Here is a 22,910-nt window from a genome sequence, read left to right as displayed (position 1 = left end):
GTCGTGTGTGGACGTCGGCGAGACGCTGAGAGGGCGCCGAACGGCCGCGTGCCGAGCGTGCCCACCACGTCGGTCGGGTTATCGTCGGATCGTGCCCAGCCAGAAGCCCCGCGTCCGCCGCGTCCCCGTGGCGATGCCCGACGGCAGCACGTCGGCGCAGCCCTGGTACCGCTCGATCCACTTCTCCGGCTTCAGCCTGCTCATGCTCGCGATCATCGTGCTCTTCGTCGTGGTGCTCGCGCCGTCGCTCCGCACGCTCATCCAGCAGCAGGAGCAGATCGCCCAGCAGCAGCGCGAGGTGGCGAGCCAGAAGGCCGACGTCACGCAGAAGAAGAAGGACGTCGCCCGCTGGGACGACCCCGCCTACATCGAGGCGCAGGCACGCGACCGCCTGCTCTACGTGTACCCGGGCGAGGAGAGCTACCTCGTGATGGGCGCCGAGAACCGCACGACCGAGACCGTGCCGACGACGGATTCCGGCACGCCGGTCAGCACCACGGTCCAGACGCCGAAGGTGGACTGGGTGCAGGCGATGCTCTCCTCGGTGCTGCAGTCCGGGCTCACCGACGAGACCGCGGCCGACCTGGTGGCCCCGGACGTCTCGGGCACCGGCGAGAGCAAGTAGCGCCGAGCGCCCGGCAGCCGTCCGGCACGACGGTGCGCGGGGCACCGGGTCTCCGGTAGGCTCACGTTCCCGTGACGACCCCTCCCTTCGACCCGCCCTCCGACCGCGACGTCCAGGTCGTGTCGGCGCAGCTCGGCCGACCGGCACGCGACGTCATCGGGATCGCGGCACGGTGCGTCTGTGGCAACCCCACGGTCGTCTCCACGAAGCCCCGACTGTCGAACGGCACCCCGTTCCCGACGTTCTACTACCTGTGCCACCCCGCGGCCACCGCCGCGGTCAGCACCCTCGAGGCCAACCAGGTGATGCCGGAGCTGGCAGCACTGCTCGAGGACGACACCACTGCGGCCGCGTACCTCGCGGCCCACGAGTCCTACCTGGCCGATCGCGAGTCGATCGAGCACGTCGACGAGATCGTCGGCATCAGCGCCGGTGGCATGCCCACCCGTGTGAAGTGCCTGCACGCCCTCGTCGGTCACGCCCTCGCCGCCGGACCCGGCGTCAACCCCATCGGCGACCTCGCGCTCGAGCGCGCGGACTGGTCGCCCTCCCGGTGCGAGTGCCGGGCGTATGATGAGGGTGCAGACGCTGGAGTCGGGGCGGGTGGCGGCGAAGTCTGACTCGACTCCGAAACCCCCATCCAAGGAGATCATCCCCCGTGCCCAAGATCCTCGTCGTCGGCGGCGGTTACGCCGGTTTCTACACCGCATGGAAGCTCGAGAAGCACCTTCGCCAGGGCGAAGCCGAGGTCGTCATGGTGGACCCGCTGCCGTACATGACGTACCAGCCGTTCCTGCCCGAGGTCGCCGCCGGTTCGATCGAGCCGCGTCACGCGGTCGTCTCGCACCGCCGTCACCTCAAGAACACCCGCGTCGTCACCGCGAAGGTCACCAAGGTCGACCACGCGACGAAGACCGCCACGATCACCCCGGCCGAGGGCGAGGCGTGGGAGGAGTCCTACGACCAGATCGTCATGACCGCCGGTGCGGTGTCCCGCACGTTCCCGATCCCGGGCGTCGCGGACGAGGCCATCGGCCTCAAGACGATCGAGGAAGCCGCGGCGATCCGCGACAAGATCCTCACGAACTTCCACAAGGCGGCGAACCTCCCCGCCGGTCCCGAGCGTGACCGCCTGCTGACCGTCGTCGTCGTCGGTGGCGGCTTCGCCGGCATCGAGGTCTTCGCCGAGCTCCGCTCCTTCGTCACCGACCTGCTGAAGAGCTACCCGCAGCTGTCCTTCGACGAGACCCGCTTCCACCTGGTCGAGGCGATGGGCCGCATCATGCCCGAGGTCTCGCTCGAGACCTCGCACTGGGTGCTCAAGAACCTGGCGCAGCGCGGTGCGAACGTCCACCTCGAGACCCAGCTGGCCTCGGCCGTCGGTGGCGTCTGCGAGCTCAAGACGAGCGACGGCGCCATCGAGAAGATCGAGTCCGACCTCATCATCTGGACCGCCGGTGTCATGGCGAACCCGATGGTCAAGGGCACCGACTTCCCGCTCGAGCAGCGCGGACGCATCCGCGTGCAGCCCGACCTGCGCGTCGTCGACGACAACGGCGTGATCGCGGACGCATGGGCCTGCGGTGACGTCGCGGCCGTGCCGGACCTCACCGGTGGTGGCGTCGGCGGCTTCTGCGTGCCGAACGCCCAGCACGCCGTCCGTCAGGCGAAGCAGCTCGCGAAGAACCTGGTCGCGACCATCCGTGGCGAGGCCACGACCGACTACAAGCACGAGAACCTCGGCGCCGTCGCGGGCCTCGGTCTCGGCATCGGCGTGTTCCAGTCCGGCAAGTTCGCCATGAAGGGCTTCCTGGCGTGGGGCGCACACCGCGGCTACCACGGCATGGCGATGCCGTCGTGGGAGCGCAAGTGGCGCGTCATCGGCGACTGGGTCGGTGGCTTCTTCCTCGGTCGCGACATCGCGTCGCTCGACGACCGTGAGACCCCGCGCGCTGCGTTCGAGGCGTTCGCGTCCCGTCCGAAGCCCGCCGCCGAGGCACCCGCCGCCCCGGTCGAGGCCGCGAAGCCCACGACCGCTCCGGAGGAGGGCAAGCCCGCCGGTGCCGCCGGCCCGGCGTACGGCGAGCCCGCCGAGGACGTCTCGAACGAGGCCGAGCCCGTGAAGGCCCCGGCCGACGCCAAGTAGTCCCGGCAACAGCACGCCAGAGGCGGTCACCCTTCGGGGTGGCCGCCTCTCGTCGTCGAGGGCATCGGTAGGCTGTTGCGGCCCGCCCCCGTGGCCCAATCGGTAGAGGCACGCGACTTAAAATCGCTGAGTTGTGGGTTCGAGTCCCACCGGGGGTACCACGCGACTCGCCCAGCGCGTCGCTGCCAGTACGATCGCCTGCGTGGTCGGACTCGGAAGCGCACTCGCGAACCTGCAGAACGCCCTCCGTCGGCCCGAGGCCCACGTCGAGGTCGTCGACGGCGAGACCGTCCCCGTCGGCATGCTCCTCGGCACGCTGGGTGCGCTGCTGCTCGATACGGGCAGCTCCGTCACCGACGTCCGCTCGGCGCTCGAGAAGGCCCGCGACGCCGCTGGCGTCGGACCGACCCTGGCGATCGGGGTCCTGCCGGCGCTCGTGATGGTGAGCGAGGTCTCGACCGGTGCGGCGACCATCGTGAACGCCGAGGGCGTCGAGCTGTCCTCGCGGCAGGCCGCACGCGCGAACCGGGTCGTGCTCGGGCTGGAGAGCGGGTCCATCGCCCTCGCCGAGATCCCCGCGCGGGTCCGGGCCATCCGCGCCGGTACCGTCCCGCCGCCCGCACTGCCCTGGATCCTCGGCAACGCGCTGACCTCCGCCGGGCTCGCCGTCGTCTTCCGGTGCCCGTGGTGGGCGATCCTGCTCGCGCTCCTCGTCGGTGCGCTCGTCGGCGTCATCGGCCTGCTGCTCCGCCGCTTCCGCGAGGCCGTCGCGATCATCCCGTTCCTGGCCGCCTTCGCGTCGACCGCCATCGTCGGACTCGTCACCGCCGGCGCCGGGTTCGAGCAGGTGCCGCTCTTCGCCGTGTGCGCGCCGGTGGCGATGTTCGTCCCCGGCGCCCTCATCACCAACGCGCTGCTCGAGCTCACCGCGGCCGACATCGTCACCGGGTCCTCGCGGCTCGTCCAGGGGCTCATCATGCTCGGGTTCATGGCCGCGGGCATCGCCTCGGGCAGCGCACTGACCGGGCTGCACGTCGACCCGTCCTCGGCGGCGCTCGTCGGCGAGGTCGCCGGCGTCGGCACGGACCTGGCGGGGTGGGAGTCCGTCCCGTCCTACTGGGTGTCGTGGGTCGCCGTGGTGGTCCTGGCGGTCGGACTCGGCCTGGTGTTCCGGTCGGGCTGGCGGCTGACGCTCGTGTCGGTGGCGGTCATGGTCACCGCCTACGCCCTGGTGAGCGGGACGACGCCGGTGTGGGGGAGCGTCGTCGCGACGGGAGCGACGGCGGCCCTGCTGTTCGTCGCGACGCGGTTGCTCGAGCGGCTCGTGCCGGCGATCCCCGCGACGGTGTCGTTCTTCCCGGCGTTCCTGCTGCTCGTGCCGGGGACGGTCGGCCTGGTGGCGGTGGCGACGTTCGACCCCGACTCCCTCGCGACACCCCTGGCGACCTTCGTCAGCCTGTGCATCGGGACCAAGATCGGCGGGCTGCTGCCGGGCCTGTTCGCCCGGAACGCGCCGAGCCGCGGGGTGGACGCGACCGCCTGACGGCCTGGAGGCGCGGGGCGGGGCCGCCACGGGCCTCCCGTCCGACGCCGCGCACCTGCAGAGCCCGCTACGGCTCGATCAGCCGGCCCGCCGCCTGGTCCTCCGCTGCCGTCGCCTTCGCGAGGTAGTGCACCTTCTTGCCCGTGGCGTTGTACGGCAGCTCGTCGACGAACCGGTACCGCCGCGGCCGCTTGTAGCGGGCGAGCCCGGGGTGCGAGCCCGTCCACTCCTCGAGTTCGGCAGCGGCGGCGTCGTCGTCGTCCGGAAGTCGTCCCGCGGCACGGACCACGTACGCCGTGACGACCTCGCCCCAGCGGTCGTCCGGGATCCCGACGACGATCGAGTCGGCGACGCCCGGGTGCTCCTGCAGCGCGGCCTCGACCTGCACGGGGTGCACGTTCTCGCCGCCGGAGATGATCATGTCGTCCTTGCGGCCGACGATCGTCACCCGTTCGTGCTCGTCCCACGTCGCGAGGTCACCGGGGTAGAACCAGCCGTTCGCGAACTTCTCGGCCTCGAGCCCCGGGTTGCGGTACGAGTAGCCGGACTTGACGGTCCGGACCGCGAACTCGCCGATCTCGGATCCGTCCTTCGGCACGGTGTCGGTCGGGTCGGCCAGGCGGTCCTCGTAGACCCGCACCACGGCGACGTCGTCGTCCGTCGACGCACGTCCGGTGGAGCCGGCGCCGTCGGGGAAGTCCTCGGGACGCAGGAACGTGTTCCAGAAGGTCTCGGTCGTGCCGTACCCGTTGAAGATCCGCGGGGACAGGAGCTCCTGGTAGCGGAGTGCGGCAGCGCGGTCGAGCGGTGCGCCCATCGTGACGATGCCGTGCAACGACGACAGGTCGCGGGGACGCGCCTCCTGCGCGTCCGCGAGCTGCACCAGGTTCGGGGGTGCGCCGATCAGGAACGTCAGCCGCTCGGACTCGACCAGGTCGAGCACCCGCTCGGCGTCGAAGTGGCGCAGGGTCGTGAGCTCGGCACCGACGTAGAACACCGGGTTCGGGCCGCCCGAGTACAGGCCGCCCCGGTGGAACAGCGGCGACATGTTGAGGGTCTTGTCGAACGGGCTGAGCGGGAAGTGCATCACGACGTCGTGGGCGCTGAGCACCTCGACCAGGCTCGGCAGGGGCACCGGCTTCGGTCGTCCCGTGGTGCCGGAGGTGTAGAGCCGGGTGGTCTCGTCGTAGGCGCTGCGGGGCTCGGTGGCCGCGAGCTCGGCGGGCGTGACCGGGTCGGCGGCGAGGAGAGCGGTGAACGAGACGCGAGTATCGCGTGCGGGCTGGTCGTCGTGCGCGTCTTGGTCGTCGTGCGCGTCGTGCGTGTGTTGGTCGTCGCGTGCGGCCTGGTCGTCGCCACCGACGACGACCAGGTGGTCGGGACGGTGCGGCGAGGTCTCGAGTGCGCGGGCGATCTCGGCGGTGCGGCTGGCGTCGTGCACCAGCACCACCGGTGCGGAGTCCTCGATGATGAAGGCGACCTCGTCCGGCGCGAGCCGGAAGTTCGTGGGGGAGAACACCGCACCGATGCGGTGGCACGCCAGGTAGAGCATCGCGAACTCGGGGGAGTTGAACAGTTCGACCATCACGACCGAACCGCGGCCGGCGCCGTGCCGGACGAGCCATCCGCCGATGCGGTCGACGGCGTCGCCGAGCTCCGCGTACGTCCACGACCGACCCGTGTCCGGCTCGCGCAGCGCAGGGCGGCCCGCGAAGCGGTGGGTGTTCCGCGCGAAGCCGTTCGCGTACGTGAAGCTGCCCTCGAACACCTCACGGAAGCGCGTCGGGTCGTAGTCGGATCGGGTCTCGGTCATCATCGCTCCCTGGGGCGGTCGAGCGGCGCGTCACGCACCGTTCGTCACTGTATCCGCCGCGCGGGGACGGCGGACGGGAGGCCCGGTGCGGGTCAGGCGCGCGCGTCCGGTCGCGTGGTGCGCGCCCAGAACCAGGCCCCGATCGCGCCCGCCACGCAGGCCGCGCCGACCGCGCCGAGCAGCACCGGCGACACGTGCGTCCCCGTCGGGCCCGAGTAGACCGCGGCGGTGAGCGCGACCGCGACGACGGCCAGCGCGACGTACCGGCCGCGTGAGGCCGCGAGGAGCGCGCTGCCGGCGGACCCGGCGAACGGCAGCAGCGTCGCGATGACGGCTCCGACCCCGCCCACGCACAGGGTGATGGCGAACTCCGACGTCAGCGCGTGCCAGAAGCCCCCGCCGGCGGTCAGGCTGTGCAGCACCCAGCCGGAGGCCGCGAGTGCGAGCAGGGCGACCGTCCGCCAGGTCGCGCTCCGGGCACCCGCGGCGATCGCCGAGCCGAGGCGCAGCGCGCCGGTGTCCAGGTCGGGGCGACCCGACGGCACGAGCACCACCCCGACGATCAGGGCGGGGGAGAGGTCGGCGGCCCGCGTGATGCCGCACGCGATCAGCGCCGCGAGCACCAGCCACGGGGACACCCGGAAGCCCACAGCGCGGTGGTCGGGTCCGGCCGCCCACCGGGTCACGAGCACCACGGCGGCGGTGAGCACCGTGGTCCCGAGCAGCACGGCGATCGCGAGGCGGACGTAGCGGGCCTCGAGCGAGACGCCCACGCCCAGCAGCGTGCAGAGGGCGGCCACGGTCACCGCGATCGTGATCGACACCCACGTCGGCAGGACGTCGTCCGTTCCGGAGCGGTCCGAACGCGAGCGGTTCCGCCCGAGCAGGCCGGCGAAGGGCGACCGGATGCGACCGCGGGCCGCCGCGGCGACGAGGGCGAGGGGCGCGGCGACGAGCAGGAGGAAGCCCGCGGCGACCGCCGTGGCGATGAGCACGGTCCGCCACGAGAACGCGGCCTGGATCGTCGGCACGGTGCGGTCGTAGGCGGTGGTTGCGGTCCAGTCGCCCGCGGGGCCGGACCAGTCGGTGTGGCCGCCGCCGGGGCCCGCCGCTCCGGGGACGCTGGTGCCGCTCGTCGTGGCGCCGTCGCCGGGTCCGGCCGCCGATCCGGACCCACCGCTGCCGTCGGATCCGCCGCTGCCGTCGCCGCCGCCGTTCCCGTTCGTGCCGGTGCCGGTGCCGGTCCCGCTGCCGGTGCCGTTTCCGTTCTCGTGCCCGCCAGGGGTGCCGGTGTCACCGGGGTCCTGGCCGTCGCCGGGCGTGGTCGTGGTGCCGGTGCCGTTCGTGGGTGCGTCCCCGTCGGTGCCGGGCGTCCCGGTGGGGGTGCCCGACGTCGACCACACCGTGACCCGCACGGCAGCGGACGACCGCGAGTAGTTGCCCGCGGCGTCGTGTTGCGTCGCGGTGAGGTCGTGACCGCCGGACCGGAGCTGCGACCCGGCGGTCGAACAGGACCAGGACCCGTTCGCAGCCACCGCGGCCCGGCAGACCGGTGCTCGGTCGACGTACACGGTCACGTCGGCGCCGGGCTCGCCGGTGCCGCGGACGAGCGTGGCACGCGAACCGACGCGGTCGCCGTCGCCGGGCGCCGTGATCCGCGGAACCGCCGGCGCGGTGCGGTCGACGGTGACCCGCACCGGGGCCGAGGACGCACTGCGCAGGTCGGAGCGGTAGCCGTGCGCCGTGCTCGCGGTCTGCGACGCGGTGACCGTGACGGTGGCGTCGGACCGCAGCGCGAGCGAGGCCACCCATCGACCGTCCGGTCCGACCGGGGCGCTCTGCTGCGACGACGACCCGGAGACCGACAGGAGCACGGTGGACCCGGGGTAGCCGGTGCCCGACAGTGCGCCGCTGGTCGGGTGGTCGGACGCGACGGTCGGCGGCACGATGACGTCGGACGCCGGAGCGCTCGCGGACGGCTGGGTCGGGGTCGTGACGTCACGCACCGTGAAGACCTGCTGGGGGCCCGAGCGCACCGTGCCCAGGCAGGCCCACGACCCGTTCGCCTGCACCTGCGCGGAGCACCCGGCCGACCCGGTGGACGCCGGGCCGGTGACGCGGACCACGTGCGCCGGGGTGCCGGTGCCGTGGAACCGGGCGGTGCTGCTCGTGACGTCCCCCGGGTCGGCGATGGTCGGGGCGACGGGTGGTCGCCCGGTGGACGCGGGCGGGGGCGTCGGGGTGCCCGGGCGGCCGCTGCTCGGCGGGCCCACGAGCTCGCCCGGCTGCGGGGTCGCGGTGGTCGCGGCGCTGATGCGCTCGGTGTCCGCGGCGCCGGCGACGGCGAACGCGGGGGCGGCTGCCGCTGCCAACAGCGCCGCGGCGAGGACCGCCGTGGCCGAGGCGAGTGCGACGAACCGGGTACGACGACGAGGGCCGTCGCCCCCGACGGCCCGGTCGTCCACGTTGTCCCCGCGCGTGCTCACCGAGTCCATCCCACGTGATGTGGGCCGCCGGGTCAATACACCTCGCGGATGATGTCGGGCATCCGGCCCGGATCGTCCGTCAGTCCGAATGCCCGGTGTGCATGACTCGGGAATCGCCCGTGAACCCTGGCGGTCGACGGGAGCACCGCGCACGCGTCGGTAGACTTCACGACGGCCGTTCAGGCCACGCAGCACCGCGGATCCGAACGCGAGAAGGAGCACCCCCACATGGACACCGGACTCGTCACGACGCTGATCGTCGTCGGAGTGGTGGTGGTGATCCTGGTCATCATCGGGATCTACCTCTGGGTGACGTACAACTCCCTCGTCACGCTCAAGGTCCGGGTGGACGAGGCCTGGAGCGACATCTCGGTGCAGCTGAAGCGGCGTGCCGACCTCATCCCGACCATCGTCGACACGGTCAAGGGGTACGCCACCCACGAGAAGGCCGTCTTCGACGACGTCACCAAGGCGCGCTCGGAGACCCTCACGGCCGGAGACGCCGGGACGGCCTCCGCGGCCGAGGGGCACATGCAGAAGGCGCTGAAGAGCGTGTTCGCGGTCGCCGAGGGGTACCCGCAGCTGCAGTCGAGCCAGAACTTCCTGCAGCTGCAGACCGAGCTCGTCGACACCGAGGACAAGATCCAGTCCGCCCGGCGCTTCTACAACGGCGGCGTGCGCGAGCTGAACACGAAGATCCGGGTCTTCCCGAACTCCACGTTCGCCAAGCGGCGGGGCTTCGCCGAGGCGACGTTCTTCGAGACCGCCGAGCCGGCAGCGATCGCCGAGCCGCCGCGCGTCCAGTTCTGACCCCAGTCCCGCAGCTGCCGTGTACAGCGCCATCGCGCGGAACAAGCGCAACACCGTCGTCATCGTCCTGGTCTTCCTGCTGATCATCGGCGCGCTCGGGTTCCTGGGCGGCTACCTGGCCGGGAACGTCTCGATCGGCGTCATCGTCCTCGCGGTCGCGCTGGGCTACGCGGTGCTGCAGTACTTCTTCGCCGCTCGGCAGGCGACCGCCATCGCCGGCGGCATCGAGATCGACCGCACCTCCGAACCGCGGCTCTGGCGGACGGTCGAGAACCTGGCGATCTCGACCGGCATGCCGATGCCCCGGGTCTACGTCATCCAGGACCCGTCGCCGAACGCCTTCGCCACCGGGCGCGATCCCGAGCACGCCGTCGTGGCCGCGACGACCGGGCTGCTGCAGATCATGGACGACCAGGAGCTGCAGGGCGTGATGGCCCACGAGCTCGGCCACGTCAGGAACTACGACATCCGGATCTCGACGATGGTGTTCGGGCTGGTGGTGGCCGTCGGCCTGATCGCCGACGTGCTCCTGCGCATCTCGATCTTCAGCGGCCTGTCCGGCGGCCGGAACCGCAACTCCGACAACGGTGGCGGCGCGAACCCCGTGCTGCTCATCGCCGGCATCGTGGCCGTCGTCGTCGCGCCGATCGCCGCAGCGGGTGTGCAGGCCGCCGTGTCCCGGCAGCGCGAGTACCTCGCCGACGCCACCGGTGCGATGACGACCCGCCATCCAGAAGGTCTCGCACGGGCGCTCGAGAAGCTCGGCGCGTACGGTCGCCCGATGCAGACGCAGAACTCGTCGATGGCCCACCTGTGGATCGCCGACCCGATGCGCCCCGGTGTGATGGACCGGCTGTTCTCCACGCACCCGCCGCTGCCGGACCGCATCGCGCGGTTGCGGGCGAACGCCGACCGCTTCTGACGCCGGTCAGGCCTCCGCTGCGTCGAGTTGCTCGGCTGGTTCCGGGGGATCGGCGTCGTCCACGGCCTCGTGGGGGACCAGCGAGAGGCCGAGCGCGCCGGCGACGGCCGCCGCGGCCGTGCCCCGATCGGTGACCTCGATCGCGTCGAGTCCCTGCCACGCGGCGGTGCGTCGGAGGGTCTCGGCCAGCCGCTCGGCGTCGAGGTGCTCGCCGGGTTCCTGCCACGCGGTCCGGACCCGAAGCACGCCCCGCTGCCGGTCGCTCTTCAGGTCGACCCGGCCGACGAGCCGGTCGTCCTGCAGCACGGGGAGCACGTAGTACCCGAAGACCCGCTTCGGCGCCGGTGTGTAGATCTCGATCCGGTAGTGGAACCCGTACATGCGCTCCGCCCGGCGGCGGAACCACACGACCGGGTCGAACGGGCTGAGCACGGCGTCGGCGGTGAGCTGTCGGGGCACCCGGGCGTCGGGGTGGAGCCAGGCCCGCTCGCCCCAGCCCTCGACCCGCACGGGCAGGAGCTCGCCGGCGGCGGTCAGCTCCGCGATGGCGGCCGCGGTGTCGTCCGACCGCAGCCGGTAGTAGTCGGCGATGTCCGCGCGGGTGCCGACACCGAGGGCGCGGGTGGCGTGCCGCACGAGGTCGAGGACGGCGTCGGCGCGCGGTGGCGCCGTCTTGAGGAAGCCGGCCGGCAGGACCTGCTCGGGCAGGGCGTACACGCGCTCGAACCCCGACCGTCCCGCACTCACGGCCTCGCCCCAACGGAACATCTGCTCGAGTCCGGTCTTCACGTCGCTCCAGCCCCACCACGGTCCACGGCGCACGTTCGACTCGTGCTCGACCGCGCTGGCTCGCATCGGCCCCTCGGCACGCAGCAGCGCGTGCAGCTCGCGTCGGACCTCGGCGGTGCGGGTGACGCCGTCGATCCGGGTCGGGCCGGCGTCGCGCTGCCGCAGGGCGTCCATCCGCCAGCGGAACAGCCGCAGGTCGTCGCGCGGGATGAGGGCGGCCTCGTGCGCCCAGTACTCGGTGTACGGGCCGGACCGACCGAGGGTCAGCCGGTCGAGCGTGGACCGGTCGTACGCCCCCAGGCGTGCGAAGAGCGGCAGGTAGTGGCTGCGTTCGAACACGTTCACGGAGTCGATCTGCAGCAGCCCGAGACGGGCGAAGGCGGCGTTCACCGCGCGCGTCGAGACGTCCGTCGACGGCGGCCGACCGAACCCCTGCGCGGCGAGGGCGACGCGGCGGGCTTCGGCAGCGGAGAGCGAGGACCTGACCATGCGCCGACGCTACCGAACCCCGCCGACAGCACGGCGTCGGAACGTATGCCGTATCTGGAACGCGACGCCGAGCGCATCGCTAGGATCGGCCCATGGCCTGGGGCAAGAAGACACCGCACACCGATCCCGTCGTCGTCGATGACGCGGTGCCGCCCGGCATGCGGATCGCCGGTGCGTGGTCGTGGCGCATCCTCGTCGTGGTGGGCGTCGTCGCGGTGGTCATCTACCTGGTGACGCTCTTCAGCGAGATCCTCATCCCGTTCCTCATCGGCATCGTGGTCGCCGCGCTCCTGGTCCCGCTGTCGAACTGGATGCAGCGACACCACGTGCCGAAGTGGGTCGCCGTCATCGTCAGCCTGGTCGGGGGACTCGCCGCCGTCGGGGCGCTCATCTGGCTCGTCGTCGACCAGATCGCCGCCGCGTACCCGTCGCTCCGCGACCGCACGCTGTCGCAGTACGACAACATCCGCGACTTCGTGCTCGGGTCCGGGCTCGGCATCAGCCAGAAGGACCTGAACTCCTACCTCAACCAGGCGACCGACTGGCTGCAGAGCAACTCCGGCTCGATCCTGTCCGGAGTGGCCAGCGCGGGGTCGTCGCTGACGCACATCCTCACGGGCCTGTTCATCGTCATCTTCACGGTGATCTTCCTGCTCATCGACGGCAAGAACGTCTGGCGCTGGACGGTCCGGCTCTTCCCGAAGAACGCCCGCAGCGCGATCGACGGCGCGGGTGTCGCGGGGTGGACGACGCTGACGAGCTTCATCCGGGTGCAGATCTTCGTCGCGTTCGTCGACGCCGTCGGCATCGGCATCGGCGCCGCGATCCTGCAGCTGCCGCTCGTCGTGCCGATCGCCGTGTTCGTCTTCCTCGGGTCGTTCATCCCGGTGGTCGGGGCGATCGTCACCGGGTTCCTGGCGGTCTTCGTCGCCCTGGTGTTCAACGGCTGGGTGGCCGCGGTCTGGATGCTCGTCGTCATCCTCATCGTGCAGCAGGTCGAGGGGCACATCCTGCAGCCGCTCGTCATGGGCAGCGCCGTCAAGGTGCACCCGCTCGCCGTCGTCCTCGGGGTCACCGCGGCCTCGGGCCTGGCGGGCATCGCGGGCGCGTTCTTCGCCGTCCCGCTCATCGCGACCGTCAACTCGATGGTCACGACGATCTCGAGCGGCCGCTGGAAGACGATGGACTCCGACCACGTGCGCGAGGCCAAGCAGGAGGCGCACGACGAGAACGTCAGGACGAAGCGTCGCCGCCGGATCCTGAAGCTGCGGGAGCGCCGCGGTGACGTCCCGAAGCCCGGCACCGACGAGCAGCCGACCGCGGTCAAGGGAACGGCAGGCTGACGCTGCACGATCCCTCGTGTCACGGGTTCGCCGCGAACGCCCGGAACGACGATGATGGGGGAGTGACCGACACCAGCGCCTCCCAGCACACGCTCGCCGCGATCCCCACCCTCGCGGACATCGAGACGGCACGGGAGACCATCTCGGGCGTCGCGCGCGTCACCCCGATGGAGACCTCGCAGTTCCTGGCCGAACTGCTCGGGTCGCCCGTGCACCTGAAGTGCGAGAACCTGCAGCGCACCGGTGCGTACAAGGTCCGCGGCGCGTACAACCGTCTGTCGACCCTGTCCGCGGAACAGCGCGCCAAGGGCGTCGTCGCCGCCAGCGCCGGCAACCACGCCCAGGGCGTCGCCCTCGCCGCACGCGAGCTCGGCATCCCGGCGACGATCTTCACCCCGGTCGGCGTCGCGCTGCCGAAGCTGCAGGCCACCCGCCACTACGGTGCCGAGGTCGTGCTGCGCGGCCACTCGGTGGAGGAAGCGCTGAGCGCCGCGAAGGACTTCGCCGCGCACACCGGAGCGGTCTTCATCCCGCCGTTCGACCACCCGGCCGTCATCGCCGGTCAGGGCACCCTCGGTCTCGAGATCATCGACCAGGTGCCCGACGTCGACACCGTCGTCGTGCCGATCGGCGGTGGCGGTGTGATCTCCGGCATCGCCCTCGCGGTCAAGGGCATGGCCGAGCGGCTCGGGCGCCCGATCAAGGTCATCGGGGTGCAGGCCGAGAACGCGGCCGCCTACCCGTCGTCGATCCGCGCCGGCGAACCCGTCACCATCACGACGAAGCCGACCATCTCCGACGGCATCGCGGTCGCCCGCCCCGGTGACCTGAACTTTCCGATCATCCGCGACCTGGTCGACGACATCGTCACGGTCTCCGACGACGACACCGCCCGAGCCCTGCTCGTGCTGCTCGAGCGCGCCAAGCTCGTGGTCGAGGCCGCCGGCGCCGTCGGCGTCGCCGCCATCATGTCGGGTGCCGTCCGCGACACCGGGCGCACCGTCGTGCTGCTGAGCGGCGGCAACATCGACCCGCTCATGATGGAGCGCGTGATCACCCGCGGTCTGGTCGCCGCATCACGGTACATCGGCATCCGCATCATGCTGCCGGACCGCCCGGGCCAGCTCGCCCGGGTCGCGCAGGTGATTTCGGACGCCGGTGCGAACGTGGTCGAGGTCCTGCACACCCGCCACGGACAGGGCCTGGTCATCAACGAGGTCGCCCTCGACCTGTCGATCGAGGCCCGCGGCCCCGAACACGCGCAGGAGGTCATCCAGCGCCTCCACGAGGTCGGCTTCCGCCCGGAGCTCCTCGAGCACTAGTCCGCGACGATCCACGAGTCGTTCGACGCGTGGACTGTCGGAAATGCGGTGCGCGCTCTGGGCGCGACCAGCGGACAGACGGGAGGCCCGTGGCGGTGTCGCCACGGGCCTCCCGTCTGCAGAGGGCCGGGCCTACGGCTCGTAGCGCTCGATCTTGACGACCTCGACCGCGATCTCCTTGCCGTTCGGCGCCGTGTAGGTGGCCTTGTCGCCGGCCTTGAGGCCGACGATCGCAGCGCCGACGGGGCTGACCGGGCTGTAGACCGTCAGGTCGGAGCCCTCGGCGACGATCTCGCGGCTACCGACCAGGAAGGTCGACTCGTCGCCCGCGATGACGGCGGTGACGACCGTGCCGGGCTCGACCGTGCCGTCGAAGACGGCTTCGCTGACGGTGGCGTGCTTGAGGAGGTTCGTGAGGACGCGGATACGCGCCTCGATCTTGCCCTGCTCGTCCTTGGCGGCGTGGTAGCCGCCGTTCTCCTTGAGGTCGCCCTCTTCGCGAGCGGCCTCGATGCGGCGCGCGATCTCGGCACGGCCCTCGCCGCTCAGCTCGTCGAGCTCCGCCTGGAGACGGTCGTGCGCCTCCTGGGTCAGCCAGGTGACCTGCGTGTCGTTGCTCATCTTCTGTCCCTTCGACCATGAAAAAACGAGACCGGCCGAGTGGTCGGTCTCGAGAGGCGAATCAGGTCAGTCTAGGGAATCCAGCAGTCGTGGATCAAGCCGGTGACGCCACGGGTCGTCGTCGTCACCTCGGTGCTGACGCTGCGCGTGCGCTGCTCGGACGGGGCGAGGGTGATCTCCTTCCAACCCACGATCGAGTAGCTCTTGTCGAGGACCTGGACGGCGCACTTCGCGCGGACCCCCGGGTCGACGGAGACCTGCGAGTGCACGACCGTGCTGTGCTGGGAGAGGACCTCGTACCCCACGACGTCGTCGGTCAGGCCGCGGTCGGACTGGTCCAGACCCGCCCAGATCACCCAGGCGGCGAAGACCACGACGACGGCGATCGCGGCGGTGATCGCGACGGCCTTGCTGCGGCGCGCGCGGGCCGGGGTGCGGCCGTAGCGGTCGTCGAGGGTGGCGGCGTGGTGCTGTTCGGACAGTTCGGGGCTCCCGGGGTGATTATCCTGATCCCAGGGTAGTTCACGCGTCGCTGTGCACTTCCCGTCCCCGCTCGCCCACGCTCACCACACGTGAGGAAGTCCTGTGCCGTACCGCTTGCTGGCCGTCCACGCCCACCCCGACGACGAGTCGAGCAAGGGGGCGGCGACCGCGGCGAAGTACGTGGCCGAGGGGCACGAGGTGCTCGTCGTGTCCTGCACGGGCGGTGAGGCCGGCGACATCCTGAACGACCAGCTCGGCGAGCCGGCGACCAGCCGTGCGCACCGCGACATGGCCGGGTACCGCCGCACCGAGATGGCCGCCGCGCAGGCAGCCCTCGGCATCGACCACCTGTGGCTCGGCTACCACGACTCCGGTCTGCCCGACGCCGACAAGGGTGAGACCGTCCGACCCGGCACCTTCTCGACCGTGCCGCTCGAGTACAGCACCGAGGCGCTCGTCCGGGTCATCCGACGCTTCCGCCCGCACGTGCTCGTCACCTACGACGAGAACGGCGGCTACCCGCACCCCGACCACATCCGCACGCACGAGGTGTCCGTCGCCGCCTGGACCGCCGCGGCGGACCCCGCTGCGTACCCCGGCGCCGGCGAACCGTGGTCGATCGCGAAGCTCTACTACGAGCGCACGATGAACCCGCGACGCTTCAGCACCATCTTCGAGGCGCTGCAGGAGCGCGACCCGGACAGCCCCGCGATCGAACAGCTGCGCGAGTGGGTCGAGCGGTTCGCCGACCGACCGGACCTCGCCACCACGCACGTCGACGTGCACGAGTACTTCGACCACCGCGACGCCGCGCTCCGTGCCCACGCCAGCCAGGTGGCGCCGGACAGTGCGTTCTTCTACTGGCCGAACGACCTCCTGGCCACGGTGTGGCCGACCGAGGACTACCAGCTCGTGGAGGCCCGCGTGCCGACCGAGCTCCCGGAGACCGACCTGTTCGCCGGGATCCCAGCCGACAAGGAACCGACCCCGTGAGCTCCATCGCGGCGGCACTCGCCGCCACCCCCAGTCCCAGCCCCAGCGTCGTACCGGACGTGAACGTCACCCCGGGTGTCGTCGGCTTCATCGCCATCGCGCTCGTGGCCGTCGCGACGATCGTCCTGGTCGTCGACATGACCCGACGCATCCGGCGGACGCGCTACCGGTCGGAGATCCGCGAGCGTCTTGAGGCGGAAGCGAACGGCACCGCGGTCGACGGTCCGGCGACGGACGAGTCGGAGCGGCGGGCGGCCGAGGACGGCCGCGCCGACGTCGGGGACGACACCGAGCGCGGTTGACGCGCTAGCGCACCCGCCGGAACCGGGCGTACCTGGTCGAATTGGGCGTACCTGGTCGGAAGTTCCGGGTGAGTACGCCCGGAACGATCCGGCATCGCACCCGTTCTGGGAAGGAACGTGCGACGGACGGTCAGCGCACCGGGTCCAGGGCGACGATGAGCACGCCGACCCACTGCGCGCCGAAGGCCACCACCGTCAGGGCGTGGAACACCTCGTGGAAGCCGAACTGGGTGGGGACCGGGTTCGGCCGCTTGAAGCCGTAGACCAGCGCCCCGATGATGTAGGCGACGCCACCGGACAGCACGAGCACCGTCATCGGCACGCTCGCCGCGAAGAACTGCGGCAGCAGCCCGAGCGCTGCGCACCCGAGCACCAGGTAGATCGGCACGTACAGCCACCGCGGCGCGTTGATCCAGAGCACCCGGAAGGCGATCCCGAGCGCCGCCCCGGACCACATCACCCAGAGCACGACCACCATCAGGGTGTGCGGCAGGGCGCAGATCGCGATCGGCGTGTAGGTGCCGGCGATGAGCAGCAGGATGTTCGTGTGGTCGATGCGCTTGAGCACCGCCTTGACGGTCGGCCCCCACGGGAACCGGTGGTACGTCGCGGAGACCCCGAACATGGCCAGCGACGTCGCCATGAACACCGCACTGCCGACCTTCGCCGCGGTGCTGTCGGCGAGGGCGATGAGGACGATGCCCATCGCGACGGCGAACGGGAACGCTCCGAGGTGGATCCAGCCGCGCCAGGCGGGGCGGGTGTCCTCCGTGGTCGTCGCGGCTTCTTCGGTGAACGGGACGTGGGGGAGGGTGGCGGTCTCGTGCTCGTCCTGCATGGTGCGACTGTAAGCCCCGCGCCCGAACGGATGCCACGAGTTCCGGGGGAGCCGCACTCGGGACGCTCCGACCGACGGTGCACTACGCTCGGTGCGTGACCGGCAGGGTGGGATGGGCAGGACGAGGGATCCTCTACCGCGCCTACCAGAGCCGCATCCGCCGCCAGATCGAGGGCAGCGCGAAGCCCAAGCACGTCGCCATGATCGTCGACGGCAACCGTCGGTGGGCGAAGCAGCTCGGGCTCGAGTCCGCCGCACACGGCCACCGCGCCGGCGCCGCGAAGATCCCCGAGTTCCTGACCTGGTGCGACGAGCTCGGCATCGAGGTCGTGACGCTGTACCTGCTCTCCGCCGACAACCTGACCGGGCGTGCCGGAGCGGAACTCAGCGAGCTCGTCGGGATCATCGGCGACCTGGCCGGGGTCCTGGCCGACACCACGGACTGGCGCGTCCAGCACGTCGGGTCGAACGAAGGCCTGCCCGACTCGCTCGTGTCCGCGCTCGCCCAGGCCGAGGAGCGCACCGCCGGCCGCACCGGCCTCCACATCAACCTGGCCGTCGGGTACGGCGGACGCCGTGAGATCGCCGACGCCATGCGGAGCATCGTGGAATCGCACGGCGCGGGCGGCGGCACGATCGACACCCTGGCCGAGGTCCTGACCCCCGAGCTCATCGGCGACCACCTGTACACCCAGGGCCAGCCCGACCCCGACCTGGTGATCCGGACCTCGGGCGAGCAGCGGTTGTCCGACTTCATGCTGTGGCAGAGCGCACACAGCGAGTTCTACTTCGTCGAGGCGCTCTACCCCGACCTGCGCGAGGTCGACTTCCTGCGCGCCGTCCGCGACTTCGGCCTCCGCTCGCGACGCTTCGGCGGCTGACCGACGGACGTCGCCCAAGCTGCTGACGCGCTGGCCACGTCCCGCGTCGGTTCGGCCCCGGCAGCCCCGTCCCAGTAGGCTCACAGGGTTCCACCCCGTGAAAGGTGCACCACCTGTGAACATCGACGAGTACGCCGCCGGCTTCTCCGAAGACCCCGGCTACCTCGACCACGCCGCGTTCGGCCCCGTGCAGACCGCCGTGCTCGAGGAGCAGCGCGTGCTCGGCACGATCCAGGAGCACATGCGCTTCGGCGCCATGGAGACGCTCGACGAGCAGGACGCCCGCGTCCGCACCGTCGCCGCCCGGCTGGTCGGTCGCCGCGAGGACCAGGTCGTCTCGCAGACCGCCACCACCCCCGGCCTGCTGCACACCGCCTTCGGCCTGACCGGCGGGGTGTTGGTGTCGGCGGACGAGTACCCGTCGCTGCCGCTCGCGCTGGCGAGCGCCGCATCGGCGACCGGCGGCCGGGTCCAGCCCGTCGTCATCGAGTCCGGTGTCGGGTGGATGACCCCGTCGCTCATCCAGGAGCGCCTGACCGACGACGTGACGGCCGTGGCGGTCTCGTTGGTCGACTGGCGCACCGGCTACCTGGCCGACCTCGCCGGCATCCGCGAGGTCATCGGCGACCGCCTGCTGATCCTCGACGCGATCCAGGGCTTCGGAGTCGTCGACGCCCCGTACGAGATCGCGGACGTCGTCGCGACGGGCGGCCAGAAGTGGCTGCACGCCGGCTGGGGCACGGGCTTCACCGCGTTCAGCGACCGCGCCCTGAACCGCCTGCGTCCGGCGCTGTCCGGTCCGCACGGCACCACCGGCTGGCCCGTCGACGTCCCCGCCGTGCGCCCCGGTGCAGCCGGGTACCAGATGACCCGCATCGACCCGATCGCGCAGGCCCGCCTGGCGGTGTCGCTGGACCGGCTGACCGCCGTCGGTGTCGCCGCCGTGCAGGAGCGCGTCACCGAGCGCGTCGAGCGCGTGTTCGCGATCGCGGACGAGTTCGGGCTCGAGGTCGAGTCCAGTCGCGACCCGCGCGAGCGCGCCGGCATCGTCGTGCTACGGCCGGCCGAGGGGCGCCTGACGGCACTGTCCGCCGCGCTGCACAACCACGGTGTCACGGCGACCACGCGGCTCGGCGTCGCGCGGGTGTCGGTGTTCGCGTCGACCACCGACGAGACGCTCGACATGTTCCGGGACGCCTGCGTCTCGTACGCCACGCTGCAGTAGCAGAGTTCCGCCAGAGCGACAGATCTCCGCGAACGGTTCGCGGAGATCTGTCGCTTTCGCGGGTGTGGACGTGCAGAACGCCGCGTTGTTCACGTGACCGTAACGCCGGGGACCGCGTGTCGCTGGCGGGGTGTCGGAGGCCGGACGTACGTTGTCCCCATCGGGCACCGCGCCCGATCGAAGCGGCCACAGTCGGTGCTTCGGGACCCGCTCCACGGCCGCGTTCGAGGACATGGACCGGGCTGCTCGCGGCCCGGGGATGGAGTGGTCGTGACCTCTCAGAACGTCTCTCGCGGAACCCAGCACCAGCCCACCGCGAACTCGTCCACGTCGGTCGCCCAGCGCACGTACGTGCTCGACACATCGGTGCTCCTCAGTGATCCGCGGGCGTTGTTCCGCTTCGCCGAGCACGCGGTGGTCCTGCCCGTGGTGGTCGTCAGCGAACTCGAGTCGAAGCGGAACGACCCGGAGATCGGGTACTTCGCGCGGCAGGCCCTGCGGCTGCTCGACGAGATGCGCATCGAACACGAACGGCTCGACTTCCCGATCGCGCTCGGTGACGGCGGTTCGTTCCGCGTCGAGCTGAACCACTCCAACCAGTCCGTGCTGCCGTCCGGGCTGCAGCTCGGCGACAACGACTCCCGCATCCTCGCCGTCGCCTCGAACCTGCAGAACGACGGGCTCGACGTCGTCGTCGTCTCGAAGGACCTGCCCCTGCGCGTCAAGGCGTCCTCGATCGGCATGGCGGCGGAGGAGTACCGCGCCGAGCTCGCGGTGGACTCCGGCTACACCGGCATCGCCGACCTGCAGGTGTCCGGCGAGCAGATGGCCGACCTGTACGAGAAGGAGGAGATCCGGTCCGTCCAGCTCGACGGCGTGCCGGTCAACACCGGCGTCGTCATCCACTCCGAGCGCGGGTCGGCCCTCGGCCGCGTGCACACCGCCGGGTCCGTGGCGCTGGTGCGCGGCGACCGCGAGGTGTTCGGGCTGCGCGGCCGGTCCGCCGAGCAGCGGCTCGCGATCGACGCGCTGCTCGACTCCGAGATCGGCATCGTGTCCCTGGGCGGCAGCGCGGGTACCGGCAAGTCGGCGTTGGCCCTGTGCGCCGGGCTCGAAGCGGTGCTCGAGCGGCAGCAGCACAAGAAGATCATGGTGTTCCGGCCGCTGTACGCCGTGGGCGGCCAGGACCTCGGCTTCCTGCCCGGTGACGCCGGCGAGAAGATGAACCCGTGGGCGCAGGCGGTCTACGACACCCTCGGTTCGGTGGTGTCCGACAACGTCCTCGACGAGGTCGTCGAACGGGGGCTGATCGAGGTGCTGCCGCTCACGCACATCCGCGGTCGGTCCCTGCACGACGCGTTCGTGATCGTCGACGAGGCCCAGTCGCTCGAACGGAACGTCCTGCTGACGATGCTCTCCCGCATCGGGCAGAACTCCCGCGTCGTGCTCACCCACGACGTCGCGCAGCGCGACAACCTGCGGGTCGGCCGCCACGACGGCATCGCGAGCGTCATCGAGCGGCTCAAGGGCCACCCCCTGTTCGCGCACGTCACGCTGACCCGGTCGGAGCGCTCCGCGATCGCCGCCCTCGTGACGGACCTGCTGGACTCGCCCGACCTGGTGTAGCGCCCGGCAAACCCCTCGTGAAAGCGACAGATCTCCGCGAACGGTTCGCGGAGATCTGTCGCCTCGGCGGAGGGGTCAGCGCGGAGCGGTCAGCGCGGAGGCGTCAGCGCTGAGGCGGAGGGCTCAGTTCGGGTGGGTCATGGACAGGACGTCCAGTGCCGCGTCGAGCTGCTCCTCGGTGACCTCGCCACGCTCGACGTGCCCGAGCGCCACGACCGCCTGCCGGACGGTGATGCCCTCGGCGACGGCGTACTTCGCCACCTTCGCGGCGGCCTCGTAGCCGATGACCCGGTTGAGCGGGGTGACGATGGACGGCGAGGACTCGGCGAAGGCCCGGGCGCGCTCGAGGTTCGCCTGCAGGCCGTCGATGGTCTTGTCGGCCAGCACCCGCGAGCTGTTCGCCAGCAGTCGGATCGACTCGAGCAGGGCCGTACCCATCACGGGGATCGCGACGTTGAGCTCGAACGAACCGGACGCACCCGCCCAGGCGATGGTGGCGTCGTTGCCGATGACCCGCGCGCCGACCATCAGGGTCGCCTCGGGGATGACCGGGTTGACCTTGCCGGGCATGATCGACGAGCCCGGCTGCAGGTCGGGGATGTGGAGTTCGCCGAGCCCCGTGTTCGGGCCGGAGCCCATCCAGCGCAGGTCGTTGTTGATCTTCGTCAGGCTGACTGCGAGCACCTTGAGCGCCCCGGAGGCCTCGACCAGGGCATCGCGCGCACCCTGGGCCTCGAAGTGGTCGACGGCCTCGGTGATCGGCAGGTCGGTGTCCGCCGCGAGCTGGGCGATGACCCGCTGCGGGAAGCCCTTCGGGGTGTTGATGCCGGTGCCGACGGCGGTGCCGCCGAGCGGGACCTCGGCGACGCGGGGCAGCGTCGCGGTCACCCGCTCGATGCCCAGGCGGATCTGGCGCGCGTAGCCGCCGAACTCCTGCCCGAGGGTGACCGGGGTGGCGTCCATCAGGTGCGTGCGGCCCGACTTCACAGCGTCGGCCCACAGCGTCGCCTTGGCCTCGAGCGATTCGGCGAGGTGCTGGAGCGACGGCACGAGCGTGCGGAGCAGGGCCTCGGTCACGGCGACGTGCACCGAGGTCGGGAACACGTCGTTCGAGGACTGCGAGGCGTTGACGTGGTCGTTCGGGTGCACCGCGGTGCCGCCGATCTCCGACGCCAGGGTTGCCAGGACCTCGTTCATGTTCATGTTCGACGACGTGCCGCTGCCGGTCTGGTAGACGTCGACGGGGAACTGGTCGTGGTGCTGCCCACCGATGACCAGGTCCGCCGCGCCGGCGATGGCGTCGGCGACAGCGGGCTCGACGATGCCAAGTTCGCCGTTGACGAGTGCCGCCGCGCGCTTGATGCGTGCGAGCGCGATGATCTGCGCCGACTCGAGCCCGGTGCCCGAGATGGGGAAGTTCTCGACCGCACGCTGGGTCTGGGCGCGGTACAGGGCCGACTTCGGCACCCGCACCTCGCCCATGGTGTCGTGCTCGATGCGGAACTCGGTCTCGGTGGTGTCGGTCACGTCGTCGTGGTCCTTCCTGGGGTGCTCGCCGGACGCGGTCGCGTCGGGGGACTGCGCCGGCGCACGAGGTCTCCGTGGGTCACGGAACCGGCGCCGGGCGTCGCGTTCGACTGTACCGGTGCGTCG

At 71.5% G+C, this 22,910-nt stretch carries 20 protein-coding genes and 1 tRNA gene; 14 read left to right on the top strand and 7 right to left on the bottom strand.

What is annotated here, in order from left to right; all coding sequences use genetic code 11:
• Positions 1-91: 91 nt before the first annotated feature.
• From ACVKXF_RS15225 to ACVKXF_RS15205, 5 genes are all read left to right on the top strand, one after another.
• The gene (locus ACVKXF_RS15225) at positions 92-625 is read left to right on the top strand and encodes an FtsB family cell division protein (protein WP_456796233.1); all 534 of its coding nucleotides are present in this window, start codon (positions 92-94) and stop codon (positions 623-625) included.
• A gap of 71 nt (positions 626-696) precedes the next feature.
• Positions 697-1,245 (top strand): DUF501 domain-containing protein, encoded by a 549-nt coding sequence (locus ACVKXF_RS15220; protein WP_456796232.1) that lies wholly within the window; start codon positions 697-699, stop codon positions 1,243-1,245.
• Positions 1,246-1,283: 38 nt separating this feature from the next.
• Positions 1,284-2,771: an NAD(P)/FAD-dependent oxidoreductase gene (locus ACVKXF_RS15215; protein WP_123313268.1), complete on the top strand. Its 1,488-nt coding sequence runs from the start codon at positions 1,284-1,286 to the stop codon at positions 2,769-2,771.
• Between the two features lie 84 nt (positions 2,772-2,855).
• A tRNA-Leu gene (locus ACVKXF_RS15210) sits at positions 2,856-2,932 on the top strand.
• Between the two features lie 41 nt (positions 2,933-2,973).
• Positions 2,974-4,314: a threonine/serine exporter family protein gene (locus tag ACVKXF_RS15205; protein WP_456796231.1), complete on the top strand. Its 1,341-nt coding sequence runs from the start codon at positions 2,974-2,976 to the stop codon at positions 4,312-4,314.
• A gap of 67 nt (positions 4,315-4,381) precedes the next feature.
• Here ACVKXF_RS15205 and ACVKXF_RS15200 read toward each other — a convergent pair whose 3' ends face one another.
• Positions 4,382-6,127 carry a class I adenylate-forming enzyme family protein gene (locus ACVKXF_RS15200; protein WP_456796230.1) on the bottom strand — a complete coding sequence of 582 codons (1,746 nt, stop codon included), beginning with the start codon at positions 6,125-6,127 and terminating at the stop codon, positions 4,382-4,384.
• A 92-nt stretch (positions 6,128-6,219) separates the two neighbouring features.
• Positions 6,220-8,613 (bottom strand): Ig-like domain-containing protein, encoded by a 2,394-nt coding sequence (locus ACVKXF_RS15195; protein WP_456796229.1) that lies wholly within the window; start codon positions 8,611-8,613, stop codon positions 6,220-6,222.
• A 228-nt stretch (positions 8,614-8,841) separates the two neighbouring features.
• Between ACVKXF_RS15195 and ACVKXF_RS15190 the strand changes: the two genes are divergently transcribed.
• Positions 8,842-9,423 carry a LemA family protein gene (locus ACVKXF_RS15190; protein ID WP_111084820.1) on the top strand — a complete coding sequence of 194 codons (582 nt, stop codon included), beginning with the start codon at positions 8,842-8,844 and terminating at the stop codon, positions 9,421-9,423.
• Between the two features lie 19 nt (positions 9,424-9,442).
• Positions 9,443-10,345: a M48 family metalloprotease gene (locus tag ACVKXF_RS15185; protein WP_456796228.1), complete on the top strand. Its 903-nt coding sequence runs from the start codon at positions 9,443-9,445 to the stop codon at positions 10,343-10,345.
• A 6-nt stretch (positions 10,346-10,351) separates the two neighbouring features.
• On the opposite strand, the gene ACVKXF_RS15180 is transcribed toward ACVKXF_RS15185, so the two are convergent.
• Positions 10,352-11,623: a winged helix-turn-helix domain-containing protein gene (locus tag ACVKXF_RS15180; protein WP_456796227.1), complete on the bottom strand. Its 1,272-nt coding sequence runs from the start codon at positions 11,621-11,623 to the stop codon at positions 10,352-10,354.
• Positions 11,624-11,715: 92 nt separating this feature from the next.
• Between ACVKXF_RS15180 and ACVKXF_RS15175 the strand changes: the two genes are divergently transcribed.
• Together ACVKXF_RS15175 and ilvA are read left to right on the top strand one after the other, a co-directional pair.
• Positions 11,716-12,966 (top strand): AI-2E family transporter, encoded by a 1,251-nt coding sequence (locus tag ACVKXF_RS15175; RefSeq protein ID WP_340197312.1) that lies wholly within the window; start codon positions 11,716-11,718, stop codon positions 12,964-12,966.
• A 62-nt stretch (positions 12,967-13,028) separates the two neighbouring features.
• Positions 13,029-14,288, top strand: coding sequence for a threonine ammonia-lyase (gene ilvA / locus ACVKXF_RS15170; RefSeq protein WP_123313273.1), 1,260 nt, complete (start codon positions 13,029-13,031; stop codon positions 14,286-14,288).
• A gap of 132 nt (positions 14,289-14,420) precedes the next feature.
• On the opposite strand, the gene greA is transcribed toward ilvA, so the two are convergent.
• Together greA and ACVKXF_RS15160 are read right to left on the bottom strand one after the other, a co-directional pair.
• Complete coding sequence (greA, locus tag ACVKXF_RS15165; RefSeq protein ID WP_111084815.1) at positions 14,421-14,909, bottom strand: transcription elongation factor GreA; 489 nt, start codon at positions 14,907-14,909, stop codon at positions 14,421-14,423.
• A 71-nt stretch (positions 14,910-14,980) separates the two neighbouring features.
• Complete coding sequence (locus ACVKXF_RS15160; RefSeq protein WP_261784264.1) at positions 14,981-15,307, bottom strand: DUF4307 domain-containing protein; 327 nt, start codon at positions 15,305-15,307, stop codon at positions 14,981-14,983.
• 187 nt (positions 15,308-15,494) lie between these two features.
• On the opposite strand from ACVKXF_RS15160, the gene mca reads away from it, so the two are divergent.
• Together mca and ACVKXF_RS15150 are read left to right on the top strand one after the other, a co-directional pair.
• Positions 15,495-16,385 (top strand): mycothiol conjugate amidase Mca, encoded by an 891-nt coding sequence (gene mca / locus ACVKXF_RS15155; protein WP_222659880.1) that lies wholly within the window; start codon positions 15,495-15,497, stop codon positions 16,383-16,385.
• Positions 16,382-16,687 (top strand): hypothetical protein, encoded by a 306-nt coding sequence (locus ACVKXF_RS15150; RefSeq protein WP_111084812.1) that lies wholly within the window; start codon positions 16,382-16,384, stop codon positions 16,685-16,687. The genes mca and ACVKXF_RS15150 overlap by 4 nt, the downstream gene beginning before the upstream one ends.
• Positions 16,688-16,817: 130 nt before the next feature.
• On the opposite strand, the gene trhA is transcribed toward ACVKXF_RS15150, so the two are convergent.
• Positions 16,818-17,525 (bottom strand): PAQR family membrane homeostasis protein TrhA, encoded by a 708-nt coding sequence (gene trhA / locus ACVKXF_RS15145; RefSeq protein WP_123313276.1) that lies wholly within the window; start codon positions 17,523-17,525, stop codon positions 16,818-16,820.
• Positions 17,526-17,620: 95 nt separating this feature from the next.
• Between trhA and ACVKXF_RS15140 the strand changes: the two genes are divergently transcribed.
• The 3 genes from ACVKXF_RS15140 to ACVKXF_RS15130 all read left to right on the top strand — a co-directional run bounded on the left by ACVKXF_RS15140 (position 17,621) and on the right by ACVKXF_RS15130 (position 21,257).
• Positions 17,621-18,406 (top strand): isoprenyl transferase, encoded by a 786-nt coding sequence (locus tag ACVKXF_RS15140; RefSeq protein ID WP_173170760.1) that lies wholly within the window; start codon positions 17,621-17,623, stop codon positions 18,404-18,406.
• A gap of 115 nt (positions 18,407-18,521) precedes the next feature.
• A complete protein-coding gene (locus ACVKXF_RS15135) occupies positions 18,522-19,631 on the top strand; it encodes an aminotransferase class V-fold PLP-dependent enzyme (RefSeq protein ID WP_396290371.1) in 1,110 nt (369 codons plus the stop codon).
• 264 nt (positions 19,632-19,895) lie between these two features.
• A complete protein-coding gene (locus tag ACVKXF_RS15130; RefSeq protein WP_456796226.1) occupies positions 19,896-21,257 on the top strand; it encodes a PhoH family protein in 1,362 nt (453 codons plus the stop codon).
• Positions 21,258-21,380: 123 nt separating this feature from the next.
• On the opposite strand, the gene ACVKXF_RS15125 is transcribed toward ACVKXF_RS15130, so the two are convergent.
• Entirely contained in the window at positions 21,381-22,784 is a 1,404-nt protein-coding gene (locus ACVKXF_RS15125; protein ID WP_456796225.1) for a class II fumarate hydratase, read from the bottom strand.
• Positions 22,785-22,910: the final 126 nt, after the last annotated feature.

Source organism: Curtobacterium sp. PvP017 (genome assembly GCF_054060195.1).
The sequence above is the reverse complement of the archived record's forward strand: the minus strand, read 5'-3'. Positions and strand labels throughout refer to the sequence as shown.